At 66.8% G+C, this 25,452-nt stretch carries 24 protein-coding genes; 20 read left to right on the forward strand and 4 right to left on the reverse strand.

The window, feature by feature from the left end; genetic code table 11:
• Nucleotides 1-32 precede the first annotated feature (32 nt).
• Nucleotides 33-1,790, forward strand: a complete 1,758-nt coding sequence (locus tag ACO6D6_RS01650) for a proline--tRNA ligase (RefSeq protein WP_484782714.1) — start codon at nucleotides 33-35, stop codon at nucleotides 1,788-1,790.
• Between the two features lie 11 nt (nucleotides 1,791-1,801).
• Here ACO6D6_RS01650 and ACO6D6_RS01655 read toward each other — a convergent pair whose 3' ends face one another.
• Nucleotides 1,802-2,575: a hypothetical protein gene (locus ACO6D6_RS01655; protein ID WP_484782716.1), complete on the reverse strand. Its 774-nt coding sequence runs from the start codon at nucleotides 2,573-2,575 to the stop codon at nucleotides 1,802-1,804.
• 195 nt (nucleotides 2,576-2,770) lie between these two features.
• Here ACO6D6_RS01655 and rimP point away from each other — a divergent pair, with 195 nt between their 5' ends.
• Nucleotides 2,771-3,277 (forward strand): ribosome maturation factor RimP, encoded by a 507-nt coding sequence (rimP, locus tag ACO6D6_RS01660; protein ID WP_484782718.1) that lies wholly within the window; start codon nucleotides 2,771-2,773, stop codon nucleotides 3,275-3,277.
• A gap of 1 nt (nucleotide 3,278) precedes the next feature.
• Entirely contained in the window at nucleotides 3,279-4,256 is a 978-nt protein-coding gene (nusA, locus tag ACO6D6_RS01665; protein WP_484782719.1) for a transcription termination factor NusA, read from the forward strand.
• A gap of 9 nt (nucleotides 4,257-4,265) precedes the next feature.
• On the opposite strand, the gene ACO6D6_RS01670 is transcribed toward nusA, so the two are convergent.
• Nucleotides 4,266-4,898, reverse strand: coding sequence for a hypothetical protein (locus tag ACO6D6_RS01670; RefSeq protein WP_484782721.1), 633 nt, complete (start codon nucleotides 4,896-4,898; stop codon nucleotides 4,266-4,268).
• A gap of 122 nt (nucleotides 4,899-5,020) precedes the next feature.
• Here ACO6D6_RS01670 and ACO6D6_RS01675 point away from each other — a divergent pair, with 122 nt between their 5' ends.
• The 4 genes from ACO6D6_RS01675 to truB all read left to right on the forward strand — a co-directional run bounded on the left by ACO6D6_RS01675 (nucleotide 5,021) and on the right by truB (nucleotide 9,650).
• Nucleotides 5,021-5,275, forward strand: a complete 255-nt coding sequence (locus ACO6D6_RS01675; RefSeq protein ID WP_484782723.1) for a YlxR family protein — start codon at nucleotides 5,021-5,023, stop codon at nucleotides 5,273-5,275.
• Between the two features lie 196 nt (nucleotides 5,276-5,471).
• Nucleotides 5,472-8,342: a translation initiation factor IF-2 gene (gene infB, locus ACO6D6_RS01680; RefSeq protein WP_484782725.1), complete on the forward strand. Its 2,871-nt coding sequence runs from the start codon at nucleotides 5,472-5,474 to the stop codon at nucleotides 8,340-8,342.
• 13 nt (nucleotides 8,343-8,355) lie between these two features.
• A complete protein-coding gene (rbfA, locus tag ACO6D6_RS01685; protein ID WP_484782727.1) occupies nucleotides 8,356-8,790 on the forward strand; it encodes a 30S ribosome-binding factor RbfA in 435 nt (144 codons plus the stop codon).
• Nucleotides 8,787-9,650, forward strand: a complete 864-nt coding sequence (truB, locus tag ACO6D6_RS01690) for a tRNA pseudouridine(55) synthase TruB (RefSeq protein ID WP_484782729.1) — start codon at nucleotides 8,787-8,789, stop codon at nucleotides 9,648-9,650. Before rbfA ends, truB begins: the two co-directional genes overlap by 4 nt.
• A 4-nt stretch (nucleotides 9,651-9,654) precedes the next feature.
• On the opposite strand, the gene ACO6D6_RS01695 is transcribed toward truB, so the two are convergent.
• On the reverse strand, nucleotides 9,655-10,356 hold the full coding sequence (locus ACO6D6_RS01695) for a FadR/GntR family transcriptional regulator (RefSeq protein WP_484782730.1): 702 nt from the start codon (nucleotides 10,354-10,356) through the stop codon (nucleotides 9,655-9,657).
• Nucleotides 10,357-10,599: 243 nt separating this feature from the next.
• Here ACO6D6_RS01695 and ACO6D6_RS01700 point away from each other — a divergent pair, with 243 nt between their 5' ends.
• The 13 genes from ACO6D6_RS01700 (at nucleotide 10,600) to dapB (ending at nucleotide 24,876) form a co-directional block, all read left to right on the forward strand.
• Complete coding sequence (locus ACO6D6_RS01700) at nucleotides 10,600-11,640, forward strand: FecCD family ABC transporter permease (protein ID WP_484782731.1); 1,041 nt, start codon at nucleotides 10,600-10,602, stop codon at nucleotides 11,638-11,640.
• A gap of 23 nt (nucleotides 11,641-11,663) precedes the next feature.
• Nucleotides 11,664-12,677: an ABC transporter substrate-binding protein gene (locus tag ACO6D6_RS01705; RefSeq protein WP_484782732.1), complete on the forward strand. Its 1,014-nt coding sequence runs from the start codon at nucleotides 11,664-11,666 to the stop codon at nucleotides 12,675-12,677.
• Between the two features lie 99 nt (nucleotides 12,678-12,776).
• A complete protein-coding gene (locus ACO6D6_RS01710) occupies nucleotides 12,777-13,778 on the forward strand; it encodes an ABC transporter substrate-binding protein (RefSeq protein WP_484782733.1) in 1,002 nt (333 codons plus the stop codon).
• A complete protein-coding gene (locus ACO6D6_RS01715; protein WP_484782735.1) occupies nucleotides 13,775-14,551 on the forward strand; it encodes an ABC transporter ATP-binding protein in 777 nt (258 codons plus the stop codon). The genes ACO6D6_RS01710 and ACO6D6_RS01715 overlap by 4 nt, the downstream gene beginning before the upstream one ends.
• Nucleotides 14,548-15,303, forward strand: a complete 756-nt coding sequence (locus ACO6D6_RS01720; protein WP_484782737.1) for a class I SAM-dependent methyltransferase — start codon at nucleotides 14,548-14,550, stop codon at nucleotides 15,301-15,303. The genes ACO6D6_RS01715 and ACO6D6_RS01720 overlap by 4 nt, the downstream gene beginning before the upstream one ends.
• Before the next feature lie 148 nt (nucleotides 15,304-15,451).
• Entirely contained in the window at nucleotides 15,452-17,179 is a 1,728-nt protein-coding gene (locus ACO6D6_RS01725; protein ID WP_484782739.1) for an L-lactate permease, read from the forward strand.
• Between the two features lie 86 nt (nucleotides 17,180-17,265).
• Nucleotides 17,266-18,024 carry a (Fe-S)-binding protein gene (locus ACO6D6_RS01730; RefSeq protein ID WP_484782740.1) on the forward strand — a complete coding sequence of 253 codons (759 nt, stop codon included), beginning with the start codon at nucleotides 17,266-17,268 and terminating at the stop codon, nucleotides 18,022-18,024.
• The gene (locus ACO6D6_RS01735; protein WP_484782741.1) at nucleotides 18,021-19,511 is read left to right on the forward strand and encodes a LutB/LldF family L-lactate oxidation iron-sulfur protein; all 1,491 of its coding nucleotides are present in this window, start codon (nucleotides 18,021-18,023) and stop codon (nucleotides 19,509-19,511) included. Before ACO6D6_RS01730 ends, ACO6D6_RS01735 begins: the two co-directional genes overlap by 4 nt.
• A complete protein-coding gene (locus ACO6D6_RS01740; RefSeq protein WP_484782742.1) occupies nucleotides 19,508-20,161 on the forward strand; it encodes a LutC/YkgG family protein in 654 nt (217 codons plus the stop codon). The genes ACO6D6_RS01735 and ACO6D6_RS01740 overlap by 4 nt, the downstream gene beginning before the upstream one ends.
• 108 nt (nucleotides 20,162-20,269) lie before the next feature.
• Complete coding sequence (locus ACO6D6_RS01745; protein ID WP_484782743.1) at nucleotides 20,270-21,154, forward strand: bifunctional riboflavin kinase/FAD synthetase; 885 nt, start codon at nucleotides 20,270-20,272, stop codon at nucleotides 21,152-21,154.
• A 140-nt stretch (nucleotides 21,155-21,294) separates the two neighbouring features.
• A complete protein-coding gene (gene rpsO / locus ACO6D6_RS01750; RefSeq protein WP_484782745.1) occupies nucleotides 21,295-21,558 on the forward strand; it encodes a 30S ribosomal protein S15 in 264 nt (87 codons plus the stop codon).
• Nucleotides 21,559-21,829: 271 nt separating this feature from the next.
• Nucleotides 21,830-24,034, forward strand: coding sequence for a polyribonucleotide nucleotidyltransferase (locus ACO6D6_RS01755; RefSeq protein WP_484782746.1), 2,205 nt, complete (start codon nucleotides 21,830-21,832; stop codon nucleotides 24,032-24,034).
• 101 nt (nucleotides 24,035-24,135) lie between these two features.
• Nucleotides 24,136-24,876 (forward strand): 4-hydroxy-tetrahydrodipicolinate reductase, encoded by a 741-nt coding sequence (gene dapB / locus ACO6D6_RS01760; RefSeq protein WP_484782747.1) that lies wholly within the window; start codon nucleotides 24,136-24,138, stop codon nucleotides 24,874-24,876.
• A 14-nt stretch (nucleotides 24,877-24,890) separates the two neighbouring features.
• Here the strand turns inward: dapB and ACO6D6_RS01765 are convergent, their stop codons facing one another.
• Complete coding sequence (locus ACO6D6_RS01765) at nucleotides 24,891-25,439, reverse strand: GNAT family N-acetyltransferase (RefSeq protein WP_484782749.1); 549 nt, start codon at nucleotides 25,437-25,439, stop codon at nucleotides 24,891-24,893.
• Between the last annotated feature and the right edge of the window lie 13 nt (nucleotides 25,440-25,452).

Here is a 25,452-nt window from a genome sequence, read left to right on the forward strand (position 1 = left end):
AGTTCTCCCGTCTCGGACAGGAAGGAACCTCTGTGATCACGCGCCTCAGCCAGTTGTTCGTTCGGACCCTGCGCGAAGACCCGGCGGATGCCGAGGTCGCCAGCCACCGGTGGCTGGTCCGGGCGGGATACATCCGTCGCGTCGCGCCGGGGGTGTACTCGTGGTTGCCGCTCGGTCTGAAGGTGATGCAGAAGATCGAGGGCATCGTGCGGGAGGAGATGGAGGCCGCCGGGGCCCAGGAGGTGCGGTTCCCCGCATTGCTGCCCCGCGATCCCTACGAGGTCACCAACCGCTGGACCGAGTACGGGGATAACCTGTTCCGGTTGCAGGACCGCCGGGGCAATGACATGCTGCTCGGCCCCACCCACGAGGAGATGTTCACCCTCCTGGTGAGCGATCTGTGCAACTCCTACAAGGACCTGCCCCTGATGCTCTACCAGATCCAGACGAAATACCGCGACGAGGCCCGCCCCCGCGCCGGGCTGCTCAGGGGACGCGAATTCGTCATGAAGGACGCCTACTCCTTCGACATTGATGATGCGGGCCTCGAGGCCAGCTACCGGGCCTGCCGTGACGCCTACATCCGCATCTTCGACCGTCTCGGCCTGGAATACGTGATCGTGAAGGCCACATCCGGGGCCATGGGCGGTTCCGCCTCCGAGGAGTTCCAGGCCGTGCTGCCCGCAGGGGAGGACAGTTTCGTGCGTTCCCCCGGAGGTTACGCCGCGAACGTGGAGGCCGTTAAGGTCACCCCGCCTCCCCCCGTCGACTTCAGCGGTGTGCCTGAAGCCGTCGTCATCGACACCCCCGGGACCCCGACGATCGCATCCCTGCTGGATGTGCTCAACACGACCCATCCCCGTGATGACCGGGAATGGGTCGCCGCCGACACCCTGAAGAACGTGGTGCTCAAGGTCACCGAGCCCGACGGGAAGACCTGGCCGTTGGTGGTTGGTTTGCCGGGCGACCGCGAGGTCGACGCCAGACGTCTCGCCGCCGCCCTGGCCCCCGCCGATGCCGCCCCCTTCGAGGAGACCGACTTCACCGCCCACCCGTCGCTGGTCAAGGGCTACATCGGCCCCGGTGCGCTGGGGGAGAAGTCACCCTCCAAGGTGAGATACCTCGTCGACCCCCGGGTCGTCACCGGCACCGAATGGGTGACGGGCGCCGATCAGCAGGACCGCCACGTCATGCACCTGGTCGCGGGCCGCGACTTCACCCCCGACGGCGTCATCGACGTGGCCGAGGTGCGTGAGGGCGATCCCGCCCCTGACGGCTCCGGTCCCCTCAGCCTGGAACGCGGCATCGAGGTGGGTCACATCTTCCAGCTCGGCCGCAAGTACGCCGATGCGCTGGGCCTGAAGGTTCTCGACCAGAACGGCAAACTGGTGACCGTGACCATGGGTTCCTACGGAGTCGGCATCTCCCGTCTCGTCGCTGCCGTCGCGGAGGGCACCTGCGACGACAAGGGGCTCTCGTGGCCGGTGGAACTGGCTCCCTACCAGGTGCAGGTAATGGTCACCGGCAAGGGCCAGGAAATGTTCCAGGCCGCCGAGGAACTGGCCGGGAAACTCTCCGATCTCGGGCTTGATGTCCTCTACGACGACCGCAAGGCCAGTCCCGGAGTGAAGTTCACCGATGCGGAGCTGCTGGGAATGCCCGTTGCCGTCGTGATCGGGCGGGGCCTTGCCGGTGGGCTGGTCGAGGTCCGAAACCGCCGCACCGGGGAGAAACGCGAGGTGCCGGTGGCCGATGCCGTCGCTGCGGTCCGGGAACTCACCGAAGGCTGAACCCGTCCGGGTCAGGAGTTCACCCAGCCCGGCCAGGCCGGAAGCCTTCCGCCCAGCGCCTGGACGCGGGGAACCTGGGCCAGGGCCTCGTCCAGCCAGTCCTTCTCACCGGCCGCGGCCACCACTCCCGCGAGGCCGTTCAACAGCTTCAGCTCCAACTCCGCCCGGGCGGTCTGGAGGGTGGCCGCGTCCGTGATGACCGGAAGTTCGTAGTGCCCGTCCTGGCGGGGCCGTTCGGTTCCCAGCGCCGCGATCAACCGGTCACGAAGCCCCTTCAGTTCGGTGTGCCGCGCCAGCAGGGCTGCGTGCTGGGGGTCCTTCGACGGTGTGAAACCCAGTCCCTTCTCGAGGGCCTGCAACAGCGCCCAGACGTGGGTGAGCGCGGTACCGAGCGCGGTCTTGTCCGTGATGTCCTGGTACTGGTACGGCTCGCCCGTGGCCTCGCCGGGAAGTGAATCCGGATTCGCAAGGCCCTTGGCGGCCAGGAGGACCGAGAGATGAAGCAGCCTCATGGGCTGGTTCCGTGTCTCTCCGAGCACCTTCGTGGCTGCATCCAGCACCAGCTTCGTGGCGGCAGTCAGATCGGCGCTCGGGTCGCTGCCCTGCGAGGCGGACGGGGACGGCGAGGCCTCCGGGAACACCGGCTCACCACCGACGAGGGGATCTGTCGCCAGCAGACGTCCCTGCCAGGCGGAGGTCTGGGCCAGGGCGGCGGCACGCCACGGATCGGACTGCCGGGAGACCGCCCCGGACAGTTCCGTCACTGCCGCTGAGAGCGCCGACACGCCCGGATCCTGGGTTGGTTTGGGTGGGGCGATGGGAAGTTTGTCCACCATTGGCTCAGGTGCGCAGGAGGTGAATACCAGGGCTCCCAGTCCTGCAAACAGATGACGGCGGGTCAGGGGCATGAGCCGAAGTCTAGCTTCCGCGCCACGTAGGATTGCTCCCACAACCGAGCCCACAACCGAATCGGAGCCTTCATGCAAGAACAACAGCTCGCGGTGCTCGTCGAGCCCATCCTGGCGGAAGCCGGGCTGGAGTTGGACAACCTCGAAGTGACCCCAATCGGAAAGCGACGCCTGCTGCGCATCACCGTCGATGGCGATGGACCGCGTGGGTGTGGCCCAGTACTGGATGACATCTCCGCCGCATCGGCGCGAATATCGGCTGCTCTTGACGCCTCGAACGTCGTGGGCAATGCCTCTTACACCCTGGAGGTGACCAGCCGGGGCGTCGGAAAACCCCTGACCGAGGCAAAACACTACCGCCGCAACCGGGGCCGGCTCGTTCGCCTGAGCCTGACGGAGGGGGAGTGCACGGGACGTATCCTGCGCGTCACCGACACCGAGGTGGAACTGGATGTCGACGGCACCAGGCGCGAGGTGCCGTTCGAACAGGTGCGCAAGGCGCAGGTGCAGGTGGAGCTCAACCCCCCGAAGGAATTCGCCCTGCCGGGCGAGGAAGCCGGAAACGAGGAGGAGGTCTGACATGGACATCGACCTGGCAGCCCTGCGCGCAATTGAGCGCGACAAGGAAATCCCGATGGACTACCTCATCAAAACCCTTGAGGACGCCCTGCTGAACGCCTACCAGAAAACCGACAATCCGCTTCGCGGGGTGAAGGTCGAGATCGACCGCAAAACCGGGAGGGTGGCGGTCCTGGCACCCGAGTTCGATGATGACGACAATGTCATCGGTTTCTACGACGACACCCCCGACGATTTCGGGCGGGTCGCCGCGGCGACGGCCCGCCAGGTGATCTTCCAGCGGATCCGGGAGGCGGAGGACGATCAGAAATACGGGCACTTCTCCGGTACGGAGGGGGACATCCTGACCGGTGTCATCCAGGCCGATCGCGATTCCCGTGCCGTCCGGGTCGATCTCGGTTCCCTCGAGGCCATCATGCCGCAGGCGGAGCAGGTGGCGGGGGAGGAATACCCGCACGGCAAACGGCTCAAGGTCTACGTGGTCTCGGTCAGGCGCGAGTTGCGGGGTCCGCAGGTGGTCGTCTCACGCACCCACCCGAACCTGGTTCGCAAGCTGTTCGCACTGGAGGTGCCGGAGATCGCCCAGGGCGTGGTGGAGATCAAGGAGGTGGCCCGCGAGGCCGGTCACCGGTCCAAGATCGCGGTGGCGAGCAAGAATCCCGACGTCTCTGCCAAGGGAGCCTGCATAGGACCCATGGGGCAGCGGGTCAGGGCCGTCACGAACGAACTCAGCGACGAGAAGATCGACATCGTCGACTGGTCCGAGGACCCCCGGCGTTTCGTCGCCGCGGCGCTGTCCCCCGCGAAGGTGTTGTCCGTCACCGTGACCAACGAGGCCGCGCACGCCTGCCGCGCCATCGTGCCCGATTACCAGCTTTCGCTGGCAATCGGGCGTGAGGGGCAGAACGCGCGACTGGCGGCGAGGCTCACGGGGTGGCGGATCGACATCCAACCCGACGTGGAGTCCACCGATTCCTGACCCCGGGGATCACCGGGGTCCGCCACCCGCGCCGCGGACCTCGGCGATTCCCGACGCGGCGGCCTTCGCAACCGCATCGGCCTCCGCCTGGGTGAGTTTCCCCTCGGAGACGGCCTGATCCAGGACCTTCTTGTTCGCCTCGGTCCTGACCTCCTGGATGGCGGTGGTCACCGTCGACTCCTCGAGCCCCAGCGCTTGGGCGAGAGCCTTCGCGATCTCCGTTTCCCTGTCACCCGCTCCAGACTCGCCGGGCGGGGCGGCCGGGAGCTGTCCCTGGCCGCCCTCGGTCGCTTGGCCGGTGCCGTTGCCGGACAGCTGACCCTGGCCGGGAGCACCCCCGGGACCCTGGGACTGCCGGAGGCTCTGGAGCGCCTCGTTCAACTTGGACTCCTCGACACCGAGCTTCTGGGCCAACGCCGCGGTGTCGATACCCCGCAACCCCATCATGCCGCCGCCCGGGCCGCCGCGCTGCCCATCGACGGAGCCGCCCTGCCGGTTGCCCGCCTGTCCCGTCGCAACGGAGACGCTGGAGCTCTCGGTGGGTTTCGGGGAGTTCGAATCCGCGTTGGCCAATTGCGTCAGACCCAGGCCGATCCCCGCGGTGGCGAGGACGGCGGCGCCCCCGACGACAAGTTTCTTCATCGTTGGTTTCCCTTTCCGGGCCGGCTCCTCCGGCCACACCGAACAAGGGTTGGGGGAGCGGCTGTCAAGAGGCTGTGGTGAACCTGCGGGTACCGTGGGAGATGTTGTGACAGGCTTGGGGCGTGGAACCGGAACGTACCTGCATCGGATGTCGGAACCGTGATCTCCAGTCCCGGATGGTGCGTCTGGTGCGTATCGGCGACGAGGTCGTGGATGCGACACGGCCCCGCCTCCCCGGGCGCGGCGCCTACCTGCACGTGGGTTGTCTACGGCTCGCGGAGAAACGCCAGGCCCTGCGTCGCGCGTTCGGGCCGGGTGCCGTGCTGGCAGGGTCTTTGCGCATCCGGTTGTCGCAGCCCCCTCCGGTTGGCATCTGAAGCGGCGGGGGCGGTAGAATCCTCGTTGGCCTGCGTGCACCCACGGGGCCATTCCTGACGCGCGACCTCCAGGTCGCGTCCCCCAGAAAGTGAGTTAACGCTCATGACCACTCGATGAGTACATGAGATGACCCAGCAAATCAGCTAGTGGGCCAGTGGCGCGCGCGTGCGCTCATGGCCCTTACGAAGGAGAGTAGTGGCCAAGCCCCGCGTCCACGAGATCGCGAAAGAGATCGGGATCACAAGCAAAGAGCTCTTGAAGAAGCTCACGGAAATGGGCGAGTACGTTTCCAGTGCCTCGTCAACCCTCGAAGCGCCGGTGGTGCGCAAGGTGCGCGAAGCGTTCGCGCCCAAACCTGAAACCCCTGCTGCCAAGCCCGCAGCCCCCAAACCTTCCGCGGCGAAACCGACGCCGCGTCCCTCGGCCAACAAGGGCAGGACCCCTTCCGGCCCTGCAGCTGCGAAGCCGGTGGCAACCCCCGGGGCGCCCACCCCCACCCCGGCGGTTCCCCCCACCCCGACCGAGCCGGCACGCCCGGGTCCCAAGCCTTCCCCCGGCCGCCCGGGTCCCAAACCCGGAGCACCCCGCCCGGGGGCGGCGCCCAAGCCAACGAGTCCGCGTCCCGGCGGCTCCTCACGTCCCGGGACCACATCACGTCCCGGAACGGGTTCGCGTCCCGGGGGTACCCGGCCCGCGTCCAAGGCCTCGGACGGCCCCACGCCCCGTCCCGGTGCCCGGCCGGGGCCCCGCCCGGGCGGTTCCGCACCCACCCCGGGTTCCACGGCACGCCGTCCCGGCACTCCGCGTCCCGGTAACAATCCGTTCGCGGTCTCCCAGGGGATGGGTGTCGGCCGCCCCGGTTCGCAGCGGCGTGACTCGGGCTCCCGGCCGGGCGGCGATCAGCGGATGCCGCGTCCCGGAGGCACCGGCGGCCTGCCCCGCCCCAATCCGGCGATGATGCCCAAGACCCAGAACTCCACCCTCGGCCAGGCGGCCGTCCGTGGTTCGGGCCGTTCCGGTGGTTCGGGGCGTGGCCGCCCAGGTGCGCAGGGACGTCCCAGCAGCGGTGGATTCGGTGGTCCGCCGATGGGCGGTCCGGCCGGTGGTCCGGGCCGTGGTGGCGGTCGCGGCCGTGGTGGTGGCACCCAGGGTGCCTTCGGTCGCGGCGGTGCCGGCGGCAGGCGCGGACGCAAGTCCAAGAAGCAGCGCAGGCAGGAGTTCGACCAGATGGAGGCCCCCACCATCGGTGGTGTGCGGCTCCGCAAGGGCGACGGCCAGACCGTTCGGCTGCGTCGCGGCGCTTCCCTGACGGATCTCGCCGAGAAGATCGGTGTCGAGCCGGCCTCCCTGGTGCAGGTGCTGTTCCACCTGGGTGAGATGGTCACCGCGACCCAGTCGGTGGCCGACGACACCCTCGAGGTGCTGGGAGCCGAGCTGGACTACAACATCGAGGTGGTCTCTCCCGAGGACGAGGACCGTGAACTGCTCGAATCCTTCGACCTGGAGTTCGGAGAGAACATCGGCAGCGAGGAGGACCTCAGGGCCCGCCCGCCGGTTGTCACGGTCATGGGTCACGTCGACCACGGCAAGACGAAACTCCTCGACGCGCTGCGCCACACCAACGTGGTGGCGGGGGAGGCCGGCGGCATCACGCAGGCCATCGGTGCCTATCAGGTCGAAACCGAGGTCGACGGCGAGGAACGCGCCATCACCTTCATCGACACCCCCGGCCACGAGGCGTTCACGGCCATGCGTGCCCGGGGCGCCAAGTCAACCGACATCGCGGTGCTGGTCATCGCGGCCGATGACGGTGTGATGCCGCAGACCATCGAGGCCCTCAACCACGCCAAGGCGGCCGATGTGCCAGTCGTGGTCGCGGTCAACAAGATCGACAAACCCACCGCCGATCCGGTGCGGGTCCGTGGCCAGCTCTCCGAGTTCGGGCTGGTGCCCGAGGAGTACGGTGGCGAGACGCAGTTCGTCGACGTCTCCGCCGTCACCCACGAAGGCCTGGACAGCCTTCTCGAGGCCATCATCCTGACCGCTGACGCCGCCCTCGACCTGCGTGCCAACCCGGACATGCCCGCCCAGGGGGTGGCCATTGAGGCGCACCTCGACAAGGGACGTGGCCCGGTCGCCACCGTGCTGGTGCATCGCGGGACGCTCCGGATCGGGGACTCCATCGTCGCCGGTTCGGCGCACGGCCGTGTGCGTGCCCTCATCAACGACCAGGGCAACAACGTCAACGAGGCGCTGCCGTCGATGCCCGTGCAGGTGCTGGGGCTGACCTCGGTTCCCGGGGCCGGCGACAACTTCCTGGTCGTCGAGGACGACCGGATGGCCCGGCAGATCGCCGACAAGCGCGAGGCGCGCATGCGTGCCGCGCAGCAGGCGAAGACGAGCCGCCGCAAGACCCTCGACCAGCTGTTCGACGAGCTGCAGAAGGGCGAGACCCAGGAACTGCTGCTCATCCTCAAGGGCGACGGGGCCGGCTCCGTCGAGGCCTTGGAGGATGCGCTCTCGCAGATCGACGTCGGAGACGAGGTCAGCCTGCGCGTCATCGACCGCGGTGTCGGTGCCATCACCGAGACCAACGTGTCGCTGGCGGCGGCGTCGAAGGCCGTCATCATCGGTTTCAACGTTCGTGCCACGGCCCATGCCGCCCAGCTCGCCGACCGCGAGAACGTGGACATCCGCTACCACTCGGTCATCTACGCCGCCATCGACGAGATCGAGTCGGCCCTCAAGGGCATGCTCAAACCGATCTTCGCCGAGGAGGTGCGCGGCCAGGCCGAGATCCGCGAGATCTTCCGCTCCTCCAAGTTCGGAAACATCGCGGGCTGCATGATCATCGACGGTTCCATCAAGCGGAACCAGAAGGCCCGGCTGCTGCGCGACGGCGTGGTGGTGGCGGAAACCTCCATCGCGTCGCTGCGGCGCGAGAAGGACGACGTCACCGAGGTTCGGGAGGGCTTCGAGTGCGGCATGACGCTGAGCAACTACAACGACATCCGCATCGGCGACGTCATCGAGACCTTCGAGATGGTCGAGCGCGAGAGGTCCTGACAGGAGCTGACAGATGCCAAATCCCAGGAACGCCAAGCTGGCGGATCAGATCAAGGTGATTCTCGCTTCCACCTTGGAAAGAAGGGTCAAGGATCCCAGGCTGGGGTTCGTCACCGTCACGGACGTGAGGCTCACCGGCGACAACCGGGAGGCCACCGTGTTCTACACGGTCATGGGCGACGAATCGGCCAGGGCGGGGACCGCGGCTGCCCTGGCGTCGGCCACGGGCATGTTGCGCACGGCGGTGGGGTCGCAGCTCCAGCTGCGGCACACCCCGACGCTCGCCTTCGTGCTGGACGCCACCCCGGAGGCGGCCCGCAGCATTGAGGACCTGCTGGCCAAGGCGCAGGCCCGGGACGCCGAGGCTGCCGCCGAGGCGGTGGGGAAATCCTTCGCGGGTGATGCCGACCCCTACAGGAAACCGCGCACGGGCGACGGGGACGAGTGAACACCGGATCCGGTGTCGTAGTCGTCGACAAACCGGCGGGGGTGACCTCCCACCAAGTGGTGGGGCGCCTCCGCCGGCTGCTCGGCACCCGGAGGATCGGGCACGCCGGTACCCTCGACCCCATGGCCACCGGGGTGCTGATCCTCGGCGTGAACCGGGCAACCCGGCTGCTGGGGCACCTCGCCCTGCACGACAAACGCTACCTGGCCACCGTCCGTCTCGGGCAGGGATCCACGACCGATGACGCCGACGGTGAGATCACAGCGGTGGCTGACGCATCCGGGATTGTCCCGGAGGATCTGGAACCGGCGCTCGCCTCGCTGCGTGGCAGGATCCAACAGGTGCCCTCGGCGGTTTCTGCGATCAAGGTGAACGGCAAACGCGCCTACGACCTGGCAAGGCGCGGGATGGCTGTGGAACTGAAGGCGCGCGAGGTGGAGGTGACCCGTCTGGACGTGCTGGCCTTCCGCCCGGGGGAGGGCATCCTCGACGTGGACATCGACGTCGAGTGTTCCTCCGGGACCTACATCCGCGCCATCGCCCGCGACCTGGGGAAGTCCCTCGGGGTCGGCGGGCACCTGACCGCCCTCCGACGCACTCGGGTCGGTGATTACGACCTGTCAGTGGCCGTAGAACTGGGCGAGGAGCCCCCCGCGATGATGTCCATGGCGGATGCTGCCAGGCGCAGCTTTCCCTGCGTCACGGTGGATCCCGCAAGGGCCGCGGACGTGGGTTTCGGACGCCGCCTGGACATGACCGTGCCCGCCGGAGTGACCGGGATCCTTTCCCCGGCGGGCGAACTGCTCGCCCTGTACCGTCCCGACGGTGACGGCGCGAGGCCAGTGGCGGTGCTGGTGTGAACTTTCAGATCCCCAGCTTGAGGGCGCGGTAGGCGGTGCGGATGTGCTCCTCCATGAGGGTGGCCGCACCGTCGCCGTCGCGTTTTTCGATCGCTTCGAAGATGCCGCGATGCTGGGTGCACAGGTTGTCGCGCAAGGCCTGCCAGTCGTCGATGGCCATGGAGGCGTTCCGGATGGGGGCGCGCAGGGCCTCCCGGATGGCCGAGGTCAGGTCGCCGATGAACGGGTTCCGGGCGGTGATGGCGATCTCGACGTGGAACTCGGTGTCGAGCGCATTGAAGGAATCGAGGGCCGTGTCCTGATCCATCCGGTCCACCAGCTCGCCCATGCGGTTGAGAGCCTCGTCATCCCAGTGACGAGCCGCCAGGGTCACCGTCGAGCGCTCCAGCGCCACCCGGGTATCCGTCAAATCCGCGGCCGAGGTGGAGGACAGCGCGACGTGCAGCCGGAACAAACGACCCAGCGCCTCCGTGTGCCCGGAGATGATGCGGGTGCCACGCCCCGGTCCCGGATGGGATTCCAGGATTCCCTGGGCCTGCAGCACCCGGATGGCCTCCCTGACCGCGCCGCGGCTCACACCCAGCTCCCTGGCCAGGTCGCGTTCCGGGGGCAGTTTCGCCCCAACCTTGTACTTCCCGTTGAGCAGCGACGCCTCAATGTGATCCAGCGCTATCCGATGCGCCTTTCGGTCGTCTCCCTGCAACATGGGGCCATTGTCTCACCGGAGCCACGCCCGGGCGATCAGCCCGGGCAACAGGCCTGATCGAAGTTACCTCCCCCGGGGTGTTGGCGGTTCATGGCTTCTGTTACGATCAACCCGTCCTGGTCAGGGAACCCGGTGAGAATCCGGGACTGACGCGCAACGGTGAGGGAGAATCCCGCAGTCCGAATGCTGACTGGGGCGAGCGAACCGGCCGCGCGCAACGGCCCCCTAACGGAAAGCCGCCCAATGTCTCGCACCGCCCGTTTCCGGTCCCGTACCGGGGTTGGACTGCGCCTAGCGCTGCTGGCGTTGGCGCTGCTTCTCACACCGGCCCTCACGGTTGTAATAGGGGCCGCTGCCGTGCCCTTGGATGAGGTCATCGGTGTCCTGGCCAGCCACATACCGGGACTTGATGTCCAGATCACGTGGGATCGCTCCATCGACGCCATCGTCTGGGACACGCGGCTGCCCAGGATCATCGCCGGGGTGGCGGTCGCCGCGATTCTCGGGGTCTCGGGCGTGGTGTTGCAGGCCGTGGTCCGCAACGCCCTGGCCGAACCCTACGTGCTGGGGGTCAGCGCGGGTGCGTCCTCCGGTGCCGCCTTCGCCATCATCATTGTCGGCGCTTCTGTTGCCACCGTCGTCGGGGTGATGGCCTTCGCCGGGGCGTTGCTGGCCACCATGCTGGTACTGGCGATAGCGGGACGCACCCAGTCGCCGCTGCAGCTGATCCTCGGAGGCCTGGGGGTTGGGTTCGGGTTCCAGGCCCTGACCAATCTCATAATTTTTTCCTCCGACTCACCGGAAACCGCCCGTTCGGTCATGTTCTGGACCCTCGGGTCGCTGGCCCGGGTCGGTTGGGATTCGGTACCCGTGATCACGGTCGCGGCGTTGCTGCTCACGGTGCTGATGGTGCTGTGCGGTCCGATCCTCGACGCCCTGGCCAGCGGCGACCGTACCGCCCAAGCCGTTGGCATCGAACCGGCCCGGGCCCGCATCCTGCTGCTGATCCCGGTGTCCGCGGCCATCGCCCTGGCCGTCGCCACCGCGGGTGGCATCGGTTTCGTCGGCCTTGTGGTGCCCCACCTGGTCAGATCCTTCATAGGTCCCGCCCACCGCTTCCTGGTGCTCGGTTCCGCGCTGGCTGCCGGTCTCTTCCTCGTCTGGGCCGATGCGTTCGCGCGTCTCGCGTTCGCCCCGGCCGAAGTCCCGATTGGTGTGGTCACAGGGCTTGTCGGGGCCCCGTGGCTCGTGTTGTTGGTCCGCCGTCAGGGCCACAGCCTGTGAACCCGGAAAAGAGCTAGGAATTCATGAAGAAACTTCTTGTTCCAATCGCCGCGATGGCCCTCGCTCTGACCGCCTGCGGCACCTCCGCAGCCGAACGGGCCTCCCAGAGCGCCAGTGCTTCTGCCACGACGTCCCCGGGCGCCGCCCAGCAGGGCGGTTTCCCCACCGAGGTGGACAGCTGCGGAGAGAAGCTTCGTTTCGACGCCGCGCCGAAGAAGGTCCTGATCCTCAACGGCACCGGCCTGCCGAACCTCGACGCCCTCGGAGTGGTGGACAAGCTGTCCCTGCGGGCCGGGGACAAGAATTTCGGCACCGGTCAGGAGGAACTGCAGGCCAGGTACAACGCAATTCAGGCGGTCGCCTCCAGCGAGATCGAAACCGGTGGCGTCAAGGTCTCCACCGAGGTCGTCCTGGAGAACAAGGTCGACCTGGTGATCGGCTATGAGGAGGGGGTTGACCGGGAGGCGTTGAAGAAGGCCGGGGTGCAGTTGTACTCACCGGCGGCCTTCTGCCCCAACTACTCGGTCAAACACGCCACCTGGGATCTCATCGACACCGAGGTCAACAACCTCGCCTCGATTTTCGGTGTCCAGGACAAGGCCGCATCCGTGATCGAGAAGCGCAAGGCGGATGTCGATGCCCTAGATGCGAAGGGCAAGGCCGCCGGCGCCACCGGGATCGCGCTCTACATCACCCCTGGGCAGAGCAACTTCTACGCCTACGGAACCTCCTCGATGGTCCAGCCGATCTTCGAGGCAAACGGGTTGAAGAACTCGTACGAGGACAACACCACCCGCGTCTTCGACGGTTCCATGGAGGACATCCTGAAGCGGAATCCCGACTGGATCGTGCTGCTCTCCCTCGAAGCGACGAAGGAGCAGACCCTGGAGGCGTTCAAGGGTTTCAACGGCGCCGATCGGCTCAAGGCGGTGACGAACAACCAGGTGGTGGTGTTGCCGTTCTCGCTGACCGACCCACCGACCACCCTTTCCGTCAAGGGAGCCACCCAGCTGTCCCAGGAGATCGCGGGCAGTTGATCCGGGTCGGGCGAGACAAATTGTTGCGGCCGGATGGATGGGGAATCCGGCCGCACCCAGGGGGTAAACAACCAAATGCACAGTCCTGAAAGGGAAGCCATGAGACGAATCATCGCTCTTGCGGGCGCCGCAGCCCTCCTGCTGACCGCCTGCGGCACCTCCGCGGCCGAACGCGCCGCCCAGAGCGCCAGCAACAGCGCCGCTGCGTCCGGAGGCGGTAACTATCCCGTCGACATCGTCAGCTGCGGGCAGACGCTACACTTCGACGCGCCGCCGTCGAGGGTGCTCGTTCTCGGGGACACCAGTGTGTCGAACATGGACGCCCTCGGACTGATGGACAAGATCAATCTGCGGGCGGGGAACGCTCATTTCGGATCGGCTGCCCCGGAACTCCAGGCCAAGCACGACGCCATCGAATCGGTGGAAGCGGGCAAGACCGACACCGGTGGGGTGAAGATCGCGACCGAGACGATCCTGAACTCGCACGTGGATCTGGTGATCGGCTACGACAAGGGAGTCGAACGGGAGCAGGTGGCCAAGGCCGGGGTCCAGCTCTACTCTCCCGAGGCCTACTGCCCCAAGTACTCCGTCGAGAAGGCGTCCTGGGAGCTGATCGACAACGAGATCAACAACCTGGCCAAGATCTTCGGGGTCGAGGACAAGGCGAACGCCGTCATCGCCGAAATCCACGCGAAGACCGCCAAACTGAAAGCCGATGCGCCCTCGGGCCGGGGAACGGGAGCGGCTCTCTACATCACCGCGGGATCCACCCGGTTCAGCGCCTACGGAAGCTCGTCGATGAGCCAGCCCATCCTCGACGCGAACGGCCTCACCAATGTCTACGGCGACAACACCACCAGGGTGTTCGACGGCTCAATGGAGGACCTCCTGGCCCGCAACCCCGATTGGATCGTGCTGCTCTCGTCGGGTGCCAGCGACGAGGAGACGATCCAGACCTTCAAATCCTTCAGCGGGGCGGAACAACTCAAGGCGGTGATCAATGACCATCTCGTCGTGATCCCGTTCGTGCTGACGGATCCACCGAACGTGCTCTCTGTCGAGGGCGCTGCCACGCTGGCGAAGAAAACGGCGAACAAGTGATTCAAGCCGATCAGCTCAGCGTGGCCCGTGGCGGCCGGGTGGTGCTCGCGGGGGCCCACCTGACCGCTGAGCCGGGTGAGGTCGTCGGGGTGGTGGGCCCGAACGGTTCGGGGAAGACTACTCTCCTTCTTGCCCTGAACCGGGCCCTCCGCGCCAGCGGGGGCACCGTCGTGATTGACGGGGACGACCTCTCCCGGCTCCCACGTAGGGAAATCGCGCGCCGGATAGCCGTGGTCGCGCAGGACACCGAAACGGCCCTGCCTCTCAAGGTCCGTGACGCAGTCGGTCTCGGCCGGCTCGCCAGCCGCACCCTCTTGGCGTATGGAGACGCCTCCGATCGGGTGATCATAAACGAGGCCCTCGAACAGGTGGAGGCCAGTCACCTGGCCGACCGGCTCATCACACAGCTCTCCGGCGGCGAACGCCAGCGGGTGCTGGTGGCCCGGGCCATCGCCCAGCGGGCCAGTCACCTGCTGCTGGACGAACCGACGAACCATCTCGACCTGCACCACCAGTTCTCCCTGCTGGGGCTGGTTACGGAACTCGGTTGCGCGGTCGTGATGGTGTTGCACGATCTGAACCTGGCGGCGCGGTTCTGCACCCGGCTGCTCGTGATCAATGACGGGAAGGTCGTTGCCAGCGGCACCCCGGAAGAGGTCCTGACCCCCGAGGTCCTGGAACCCATCTACCACCTGCGGGTGCACCGCCTCGAGCACGAGGAACTGCCCCACCTGATCTTCAGCCCCGAAACCGAACCGAAGGAGAATGCATGACCCCGGAGGAACTGCTTGCCGCCTGGCACATCCAGCAGACCGCCTTCATAGAGTTCCGTGACCAGCGTGTCAAAGCGATGCTGGAGATGCTGGCGGCGGCCCACCCCGAGGACCGGCCCCTGCGGGTCCTGGACCTGGGATGCGGTCCCGGTTCCCTCTGCGACGCCGTGGCCGATCGTTTCCCCGACGCCGAGGTGGTTGGCCTCGACCGCGATCCGATCCTGCTGCGTCTGGGGCGGGAGACCAACCGGCACGGCGAACGGATGAGACTTCTCGACCTCGACCTGGCCGATCCGGGCTGGATCCACGAGGTGGGCCGGGAACGTTTCGATGCCGTGGTCAGCGCGACGGCCCTGCACTGGCTCAGCCCAGACAAGCTGGCGGGGCTGTACGTGGCCCTGCCGCAGGTGCTGAACCCGGGCGCGGTGTTCCTGAACGCCGATCATCTCTACTTCGACGGGGCCGCGGAGTCATTCGTGAAGGGGGTTGCGGAGGAACAGCGGGAGAGGTTCCGCCTGGCCGCCATCGACTCCGGGGCCATGACCTGGGAGGCCTGGTGGGAGGCGGCTCGTTCCGTGCCGGGCTGGGAGGCCGAGGCGAAGGAATGGGAGGAACGCTGGTCCGACAAGTCCCCGACCGTGAAAGTCAGTCTGGAGTTCCACCTGAGCGCACTCCGGGCCGCCGGGTTCGTCGAGACCACCCACATCTTCCGCTGGTTCGACGACGTGGTGGTGTTCGCGCGGCTGCCCTGAGGGACACCGGAAGCGCTACTTCTCGGAGGGGATTTACCCCCTGAAAACGGGTCGAAAATGGCTGGACACCCCGTCGCGACAATGTGCTATGGTCGGACCAACCACGGGCCCGCCCGGGCCCAGAAAACTGGACGATGGAGTTCCCGACATGTCATCCCTCCTAGAGGTATTTCAGCCTTCTGCTGATCCACTCGGGTCGCAGTGGCTCTCGGCCCTGGTGGCCGTCATCCCCATCGTGTGCATGCTCGTCACCCTCGGAGCGTTGCGCTGGAAGGCACACATCGCCGGGGCCGTGTCCTGGGCCTTGGCCTTCGTAGTGGCCATCCTGGCGTTCAAGATGCCCGTCACGATGGCCGTTTCGTCGAGCTTCCAGGGATTCATCTACGGCTTGTTCCCGATCGTGTGGATCCTGTTGATGGCCATCTGGATGTACCAGGTGACGGTGATCTCGGGTCGGTTCGAGGACCTGCGCAACACTTTCTTCCTGATCAGCGACGATCCGCGCGTGCTCGGCCTGCTGATCGCCTTCTGCTTCGGCGGCCTTCTCGAGGCCCTCGCCGGCTTCGGGGCCCCGGTCGCCATCGCGGCCGCCATGCTGGTTGCCGTCGGTTTCTCACCGATTCGCGCTGCACTCATCGCCCTGCTTGCCAACACCGTTCCCGTGGCCTTCGGCGCGGTCGGGCTGCCCGTCATCCAGGCTGCAGCGGTGGGCGGATTTGAGAACGTGCTCTCCATCTCCCCAACCACGGGGCGGCTGACCGCCATTCTGTGCCTCGTGGTGCCCTTCCTGCTCCTCGCGGTCATGGACGGCAAGAAGGGGATCAAGGAGTGCTGGCCCTTCGGACTGGTGGTGGGCGTGACCTTCGGGATCGTCAAGTGGATCGTCTCCGCCACCCCGCTGTACACCTTGACCGAACTCATCGCCGCTCTGGTCAGCGTCGCGGTGGCCATCGCCTTCACCCGGATCTGGAAACCCAAGGGTGACGCTGAGATCGTGTCCCGCATCGGCCGCCCGGTCGATCCCGAACTCGAGACCGAGACCGCCAAGGCGGAGGCCGCCGATACCTCCAACCTCACCGGTAACAAGATTTTCATGGCCCTCGTGCCCTATCTGATGGTCATCGTGGTCTTCGGGATCGCCGCCATACCGGCGGTGAAGGATTTCTTCGTCTCCCTCGACGGCAGTGGCAAGGCCGGTTGGGCCAGGTTCCGGTGGCCCGGACTGTCCGAGATGCTGAGCGCTTCCGGCGCGCCTGCCTCCCACCAGACCTTCGCCTTCCCGTGGGCATCCACCCCGGGTATCCTGCTGGCGCTGGTCGCCATCCTGACCGCCCTTGTCTACAAGGTCTCCATGAAGGACGCCTTCAAGGAGCTGTGGGTCAACGTCAAGAAGATGAAGTTCGCCATGCTCACCATTGGGGCTGTGGTCGCCCTGGCCTACGTCATGGGCGACTCCGGTCAGACTCTCGCGCTCGGCATGTTCATCGCCGGAGCCGGCGCCATCTACCCATTCCTGGCTCCGGTGCTCGGCTGGATCGGCACCTACGTGACCGGTTCGGACACCTCCGCCAACATTCTCTTCTCCGGGCTCCAGTCGAACGTCGGCCAGCAGATCGGAGAAGCCTCCGCCCTCGGTGTGGACGGCATGCGGCAGCTGCTGGTCGGCTCCAATGCCGCCGGCGGTGTCGTGGGCAAGATGATCTCGCCCCAGTCCCTGGCCATCGCCTCGAGCGCCATCGGCCTGGCGGGAAGCGAATCGGCCATCCTGCGCCGGATCATCGCCTGGAGCTTCATCCTGCTGTTCCTGCTCTGCCTGCTCGCAGGCCTGATGTCCACCCCGGTGCTGAGCTGGCTGGTTTCGCCGATGCTGGGCTGAGAACCGACAATTGAATCACGGTTGGCCGACCCGGTGGCAGGGTCGGCCAACCACAGGAATGCCTCATCTGTTTTAAGGAGAGAGATATGGCACCCGGAACGGGTAAGACGGTGGCGTTGTTCGCCACCTGCATAAACGACACCATGTTCCCCGGCACCCCCATCGCGGTGGTCAAGGTGCTGGAACGACTGGGCTGCAAGGTGGTGTTCCCCAAGGAACAGACCTGCTGCGGCCAGATGCTGACCAACACCGGATACTTCAAGGAGGCCGTGCCGACCGTCAAGAGCTACGTGCGGGCCTTCGAGGACTACGACTACATCGTCGGCCCCTCCGGGTCCTGCATCGGCGCGGTACGGCACCAGCACCCGATGCTGGCCGAACACGTCGGGGACAAGGGCCTCAAGGCGGCTTCCGAGAAACTGGTGAAACGCACCTACGATTTCACCGAGTTCCTCGTCGACGTGCTGGGGCTGACGGATGTCGGGGCCTACTTCCCGCATCGCGTCACCTACCACCCCACCTGCCACTCCGTGCGTGTCGCGCACGTGGGCGACCGGCCCTACAAGCTGCTGAAAGCCGTGCGGGGCATCGACCTGGTGCCGTTGCCCGACTCCGACCAGTGCTGCGGTTTCGGCGGTACTTTCTGCGTCAAGAACTCCGACGTTTCCGTGGCGATGGGGGCCGACAAGGCACGCAACGTGATGTCGACCGGGGCCGAGTATCTCGTCACCGGCGACAACGCCTGCCTGATGCACATCGGCGGAATCATGCACCGCATGAACATGGGCGTGAAAACCATCCACCTGGCCGAGATCCTGGCCCACACCGAGGAGGCCGCAGCATGACCGCCACACGTGAACGCCTGACCCCGGCCCCCCCCACAGGTACCTACCTCGGGATGCCCGCCTTCCCCAAGGCGGCCAAGGGAGCCTTGCACAATCAGCAGCTTCGCCGGAACCTCAAGCACGCCACCACCGTGATCCGCAGCAAGCGGGCCATCCGGGCCTCCGAGGTGAGGAACTGGGAGGAACTGCGGGTCGCTGGTGAACAGATCAAGAATCGTCTCGGGCGGCACCTGGACCAGTACCTCATCCAGGCCGAGAAGGCCATGACCGCCGCCGGGATCACCGTCCACTGGGCCCGGAACGCCGAGGAGGCCAACAAGATCGTGATCGACCTCGCCCGTTCCAAGGGCACCAACGAGGTCGTGAAGATCAAGTCGATGGCCACCCAGGAGATTGACCTCAACGAGGCCCTCGAGGACGCCGGGATCGCGGCGTGGGAGACCGACCTCGCCGAGCTCATCGTCCAGCTCGGTCACGACCGTCCCTCCCACATCCTCGTTCCCGCCATCCACCGGAACCGCTCGGAGGTCCGGGAGATCTTCAAGGAGGAGATGGGGCTGTGGGGTGCTCCCGCTCCCGACGGCATCAGCGACAACCCGCCGGAGCTCGCCGGTGCGGCCCGTGTCCACCTGCGCGAGAAGTTCCTGCGCGCCAAGGTGGCGGTCTCCGGAGGCAACTTCATCGTCGCGGAAACCGGTTCCCTCGTGATCGTCGAGTCCGAGGGCAACGGGCGCATGTGCCTGACCCTGCCCGAGACCCTCATCTCCGTGGTCGGCATCGAGAAGCTGGTGCCCACCTGGGAGGATCTCGAGGTTTTCCTGCGGTTGCTGCCCCGAAGCTCCACGGGGGAGCGGATGAACCCGTACACCTCCATCTGGACTGGTGTCACCCCCGGTGACGGACCCCAGGACCTGCACGTCGTCCTCTTGGACAACGGGCGCTCCAAGGTGCTGTCCGACCCGGTAGGTCGCGAGGCGCTGCGCTGCATCCGCTGCTCCGCCTGCATGAACGTGTGTCCCGTCTACGAGCGGGTCGGTGGCCACACCTACGGTTCCGTCTACCCCGGGCCGATCGGCGCCATCCTGACCCCACAGCTGCGGGGCGTCGCGTCGAAGGTCGACAAGTCGTTGCCCTACGCCTCCAGCCTCTGCGGGGCCTGCAACGACGTGTGTCCCGTCAAGATCCCGATCTCGGACATCCTGGTGCACATGCGCAACAAGGTGGTGCAGAAGAAGACCGCGCACCGTCCCACCATCGAGTCCGTCATCTTCAAGTTGGTGGGTTGGGTCATGGCCCGCGGCCGCAACCTCGCGTTCGTGCAGTTCTTCTCCCGCCTGGCGGGTCGGATCTTCAAGAAACGCACCCATTTCGGTCCGATGCCGTTCCCGGCATCCGCCTGGAGCCGGTCCCGTGACCTGCCGGTGCCACCGAAGGAATCGTTCCGGAAGTGGTGGGCCAAGCGAGAGAAAGAGGAGGCCTCCAAGTGAGCAGCGCCCGCGACGACATTCTGGCCCGCGTCCGGGCCGCAACCGAGGACATCCAGGAGAAGGACCCGGCCAAGGACGTGCCCATCACGTGGGCCTACAACCAGCCCACCCCGCTGGATGATGTGCTCGAAACCTTCGTGGAGAACATCCTCGACTACAAGGCCAAGATCGTGCGCTCCCCGGCGACCGCCACCGGAGAGGCGATCGTCGCCGCCCTGAAGGAACTCGGCGCGCGGACCGTGGTCGTGCCCGACGGGGTTCCCACGGCCTGGGTGAACGCGGTTACCGCCGGTGGTCTCGAGGTGATTCGTGACGAAAACCTCAGCCATCAGCAGTTGAACTCCATCGACGCGGTCCTCACGGGATCGCGGGTGTCGATGGCCGAGACGGGCACCATCTGCCTGGATCACGCCGAGGACCAGGGACGCCGCGCCCTGACCCTGGTGCCCGACCGCCACGTGTGCGTGGTCACCGCCGACAGCGTCGTCTCCGACGTGCCGGAGGCGGTGCACCGGCTCAAGGCCTCGGTGCAGGCCGGACGGCCCATCACCTGGATCAGCGGTGGCTCCGCGACCAGCGACATCGAACTGTCGCGAGTGGAGGGCGTTCACGGCCCCCGGAAGCTGTTCGTGATCCTCGAAGAGGACTGACGACCAGGAACACGAGCACCCGGTACCGGGCCCGCTACGGGGCCGGTACCGGGTGCTCGCTCGTCCGGTGGATGCGCACCGCGCTGCCCGTGGCTAACCTTGTCCGTCGTGAACAGCGGAACCAAGGTAGTGGCCATAGGTAATTTCGATGGAGTCCATCTCGGGCACCGGTGTGTGCTGCAGGCCGAACGGGGTGATGGCGAACTCGCGGTCATCACCTTCTGGCCCCATCCGTTGTCGGTGCTGGCGCCGAAACACGCCCCACGCCTGTTGAGCGACTTGCCCACCCGGATCGACCTGCTCAAACAAGCGGGGGCCCGCGAGGTGCGGGTGGTGCGTTTCGACAAGAAGGTGGCGGCCATGAGCCCCGCCGAGTTCGTCGAGCGTTTCGTCGTGCCGCTCGCCCCTCGGGTGGTGGTGGTTGGGGAGAACTTCCGCTTCGGGCATCGCGCATCGGGGGATGTCGGGACCCTCAGGGAACTGGCCGCGGGACGTTTCGACGTGCGGACGCTCGAACTGTCGGCCATCAACGCCCAGACCACCTGCTCCACTCTCATCCGAGAGGCCCTGGACCGCGGTGATGTGCGGCTGGCCGCACAGCATCTGGGCCGCGACTTCAGGTTCAGCGGTGTCGTGGTGGTGGGGGATCAGCGGGGACGTGAACTCGGGTTCCCGACCGCGAATCTGGTCGTTCCCACGGAACTGGTCGTTCCTGCGGACGGGGTTTACGCGGGGTGGCTGACAACGGCCGGGGGAGAGCCGATGCCCGCAGCCATCTCCGTGGGATCCAACCCGACCTTCGAGGGGGCGGACCGGCGGGTCGAGACCCACGTGCTGGACCGCAACGACCTGGAGCTGTACGGGGTCCAGATCGACGTCGACTTCGTGGAGAGGCTGCGCGGGCAGGTGCGTTTCGAGGGCGTCGAGGGTTTGATCGTCCAGATGAACCAGGACATTGAGAACTGCCGCCGCATCCTCACCCGGCGGAGTTGATGCCGGAACCGGCGGGTTTGGTTTCCCGGCGGAACCGATGGTAAGGTCCCACAGTTGCCGTCGATCGGCCACGGATCAACAAGAGCCCCAACCGCACCCGCCACCGGGGCGCCGTGCAGCGAACCGGAAGGAGTCCAGACATGGATGCTGCCGAGAAGACAAGGATCATCGAGGAATACGCCACGAAACCGGGCGACACCGGTTCGCCGGATGTGCAGATCGCTCTGCTGACCAAGCGGATCGCTCACCTGACCGAGCACCTCAAGGTCCACAAGGGGGATCACCACAGCCGTCGCGGCCTGATGCTGATGGTCGGCCAGCGCCGCCGTCTGCTCAACTACGTTGCCCAACGGGACATCGAGCACTACCGTGAACTCATCGCGAGGCTCGGTCTGCGCCGCTGACCGGCGTAGTCATTCACGCGATCTGACCATAGGACAGCCCCGCACACGCGGGGCTGTCCTACGCGCTTGTCCGGAGCCCAGCCGGTAGGATTGGCGCAAACAAAACTTAATCACCACAACGTAGTTTCTGCCTGCCAGGGGGTCTCACCTGGTCCTCGGTAGTGACCTTCGGGTAGTTGCAGCCCCGCGGGTCTCGATCGAAGACCGGTGGTACTGGCGGTGAGCCGCGCCCTGCGGGCAGCCAACCCACCGAAAGGAGCCAGCATTGTCCATGGAAGGACCTGGTCTCGAATTCTCCGAAGCCGTCATCGACAACGGCAAATACGGTCGACACACCATCCGCTTCGAATCCGGCATCCTCGCCCAGCAGGCGGACGGCTCGGCCGCGGTCTACCTTGATGGCGACACCATGCTGCTGGCCGCCACCACCGCCGCGAAGACCCCGCGGGACGCCATCGACTTCTTCCCGCTCACCGTTGACATCGAGGAACGGATGTACGCCGCGGGACGCATCCCCGGTTCCTTCTTCCGTCGTGAGGGACGCCCCGGGGAGGGCGCCATCCTCGCCGCCCGGCTGATCGACCGTCCGCTGCGCCCGGCCTTCGTGAAGGGGCTGCGCAACGAGGTGCAGGTGATCGTCAACGTCCTCTCCCTCAACCCCAGCCACTACTACGACGTGGCCGCGATCAACGCCGCGTCCATGGCCACCACCTTGGCCGGGCTGCCGTTCTCCGGTCCCATCGGCGGCGTGCGTGTCGCCCTGATCGACGAGACCTGGGTGTGTTTCCCGACCGTCGAGCAGGTCGCCAAGGCGTCCTTCCAGATGGTGGTCGCCGGGCGTGTCCTGCCCGACGGGGATGTCGCGATCATGATGGTCGAGGCCGGCGGCACCGAGTCCACCTGGGAGAACGTGCGTTCCGGCAGGACCGCCCCCACCGAGGAGGTCGTCGGGCAGGGTCTGGAGGCCGCGAAACCCTTCATCAAGACCCTGTGTGACGCCCAGTCCGAACTGAAGGCGAAACTGCCCAAGGAAACCTTCGACTTCCCCATCTTCCGTGACTACGAGGACGATGTCTACGCCGCCGTCGAGGAACTGGCCGCCGAGCGGATCTCCGAGGCGATGCGGATCCCGGGCAAACAGGACCGCGACGACGCCACCCACGCCATCCGCCAGGACGTCACCGAGGCCCTCGCGGAGCGTTTCGAGGGGCGCGGCAACGAGATCACGGCGGCCCTGAAGTCGCTGACCAAGAAGATCGTCCGTCACCGCACCCTCACCGAGGGCGTGCGCATCGACGGCCGGGGTACGCGCGACATCCGCACCCTGTCAGCCGAGGTCGCGGTGATCCCGCGCGTCCACGGTTCGGCGCTGTTCCAGCGGGGCGAGACCCAGATCCTGGGGGTCTCCACCCTGAACATGCTGGACATGGAGCAGAAGATCGACACCCTCTCCCCGGAGTCGACCAAGCGGTACATGCACAACTACAACTTCCCGCCTTTCTCCACCGGCGAAACCGGGCGCGTTGGTTCCCCGAAGCGCCGCGAGATCGGCCACGGGGCGCTCGCGGAACGCGCGATCGTTCCGGTGCTGCCCACCCGGGAGGAGTTCCCCTACGCGATCCGACAGGTCTCCGAGGCCATCGGATCCAACGGCTCCACCTCGATGGGTTCGGTGTGCGCATCCACCCTGGCCCTGCTGAACGCGGGCGTGCCGCTGAAGGCCCCCGTCGCAGGCATCGCGATGGGGCTGATGAGCGAGGAGATCGACGGTGAGACCCGCTACGTGGCGCTCACCGACATCCTGGGAGCCGAGGATGCCCTCGGTGACATGGACTTCAAGGTGGCGGGCACCCGTGATTTCGTCACGGCCCTCCAGCTCGACACCAAACTGAACGGTATCCCCGCAGTGGAGCTGCAGAAGGCGCTGCTGCAGGCCCGCGAGGCCAGGCACACCCTGCTCGAGGTGATGGGCGAGGCCATCGATGTCCCGGACGAGATGAGCCCGTACGCTCCGCGAATCGTCACGCTGCGCATCCCCGTCGACAAGATCGGTGAGGTCATCGGCCCCAAGGGCAAGGTCATCAACCAGATCCAGGACGACACCGGGGCCAACATCACCATCGAGGACGACGGCACCATCTACGTCGGCGCCGAGACCGGGGAGGCCTCGGAGGCCGCGGTTTCCGCCATCAACGCCATCGCCAACCCACACATGCCGGAGAAGGGCGAACGTTTCATCGGCACCGTCGTGAAAACCACCACCTTCGGTGCCTTCGTCTCCCTGCTGCCCGGCAAGGACGGCCTGCTGCACATCAGCAAGCTGCGTGCGCTGGCCGGCGGCAAACGTGTCGAGGACGTCGACGACGTGGTCTCCGTGGGGCAGAAGCTCCAGGTGGAGATCTCCGAGATCGACGACCGAGGCAAGCTGAGCCTGACTCCCGTGCTCGAGGAGGGCGCTGAGGCCGACGAGGCCTGAGCCGCGAAACCGGTGAGGGGCCGATCCGTTCTGCGGGTCGGCCCCTTCGGGTTTCACCGGTCCGGTAGAACTGATGGGGAAGAGACGAGAAGGAGTTGAGGATGAGCACTCTTGGGGTCGGTGTTTTCGGTATCGGTGGGAAGATGGGCAGCGAGGTGCGCCGCGCGGTGATGGCCGCCGACGACCTGGAGATCACCGGGGGAGTGGATCTCGGTGAGCCACGGGAGCGGATCGGGGATGCGGTCGTGGCGGTGGACTTCACCCACCCCGATGCGGTGATGGACAACATCGAATGGTCGGTTCCGCGGGGAATCAACATGGTGATCGGCACCACCGGGTTCAACGAGGAAAGACTCGCGCGGGTCCGGGAGCTGTGTGCGTCCAACCCGGGGGTGGGGGTGTTGATCGCCTCGAATTTCTCCATCGGAGCGGTTCTCATGATGCAGTTCGCCGCGAAGGCGGCCCCGTTCTATCCGAGCGTCGAGATCGTCGAACTGCACCACCCGAACAAGGCGGATGCCCCGTCGGGAACCTCCGCGACCACGGCCGGGAAGATCGCGGCCGCTCGGGCCGCCGCAGGCATGGGGCCGGTCCCGGACGCGACGGTGCACGACGCCGGGGCCCGCGGGGCCGTGGTCGACGGCATCCACATCCACGGGGTACGGCTGCAGGGGCTCGTCGCCCACCAGGAGGTGCTGCTCGGCGCCCACGGTGAGACGCTCACCATCCGGCACGACAGTTTCGACCGCGCCAGTTTCATGCCGGGGGTGCTGGCGGGAGTGCGGTGGGTGGTCGATCACCCGGGTCTGACCGAGGGAATCGAAACGATCCTCGGTCTCTGAACGGGGCCCGCGGATCAGCCGGCGTCCGGGGCGGTGCCCCGATCCGCGATCCGGGTCATCAACCTGACCTGTTTGACGGCCTCCGTCCCGTCCTCGGTCCCGAGGCTTCGGTGGGCGCCGTCCGCGACCCAGCCGCACTCGATCAGGAAACCACGCAGGGCGTCGTCGTCGCTGCGGACCCACCAGGTGGCGGTCTCGTAGCCGTCGGCGCGCAGCGTGTCCACCGCGGCGTTCACCAGGCGCGAGGCGTGGTCGTCGAGCGCGTCCGACTCGGTGATGAACTCGGCGACCATGCCGTCGCTCACCTCGGCATCCGGGTCGTTGCTCGGCCCGGTCACCACGAAACCCGCCACCTGCCCCTGGGAGAGGGCCACCAGCACCCGGCAGTGGGCAAGTGGGGGTTTGACGATGGCCTCGTGCCAGGTGCGTACCGCCTGATCTGCGGGAATGGCCGCCAGCGCCGCTGCCATGCCGGGTTGCCGGGACCAGGCCTTCCGCTGGAGCCTGGCTATGTCGACAGCCTCGACGGGCATGGCGAGACGCACGGAGTCCGGAATGGGCATGGCTGTCAGTGTA

This window comes from Arachnia sp. (genome assembly GCF_057238465.1).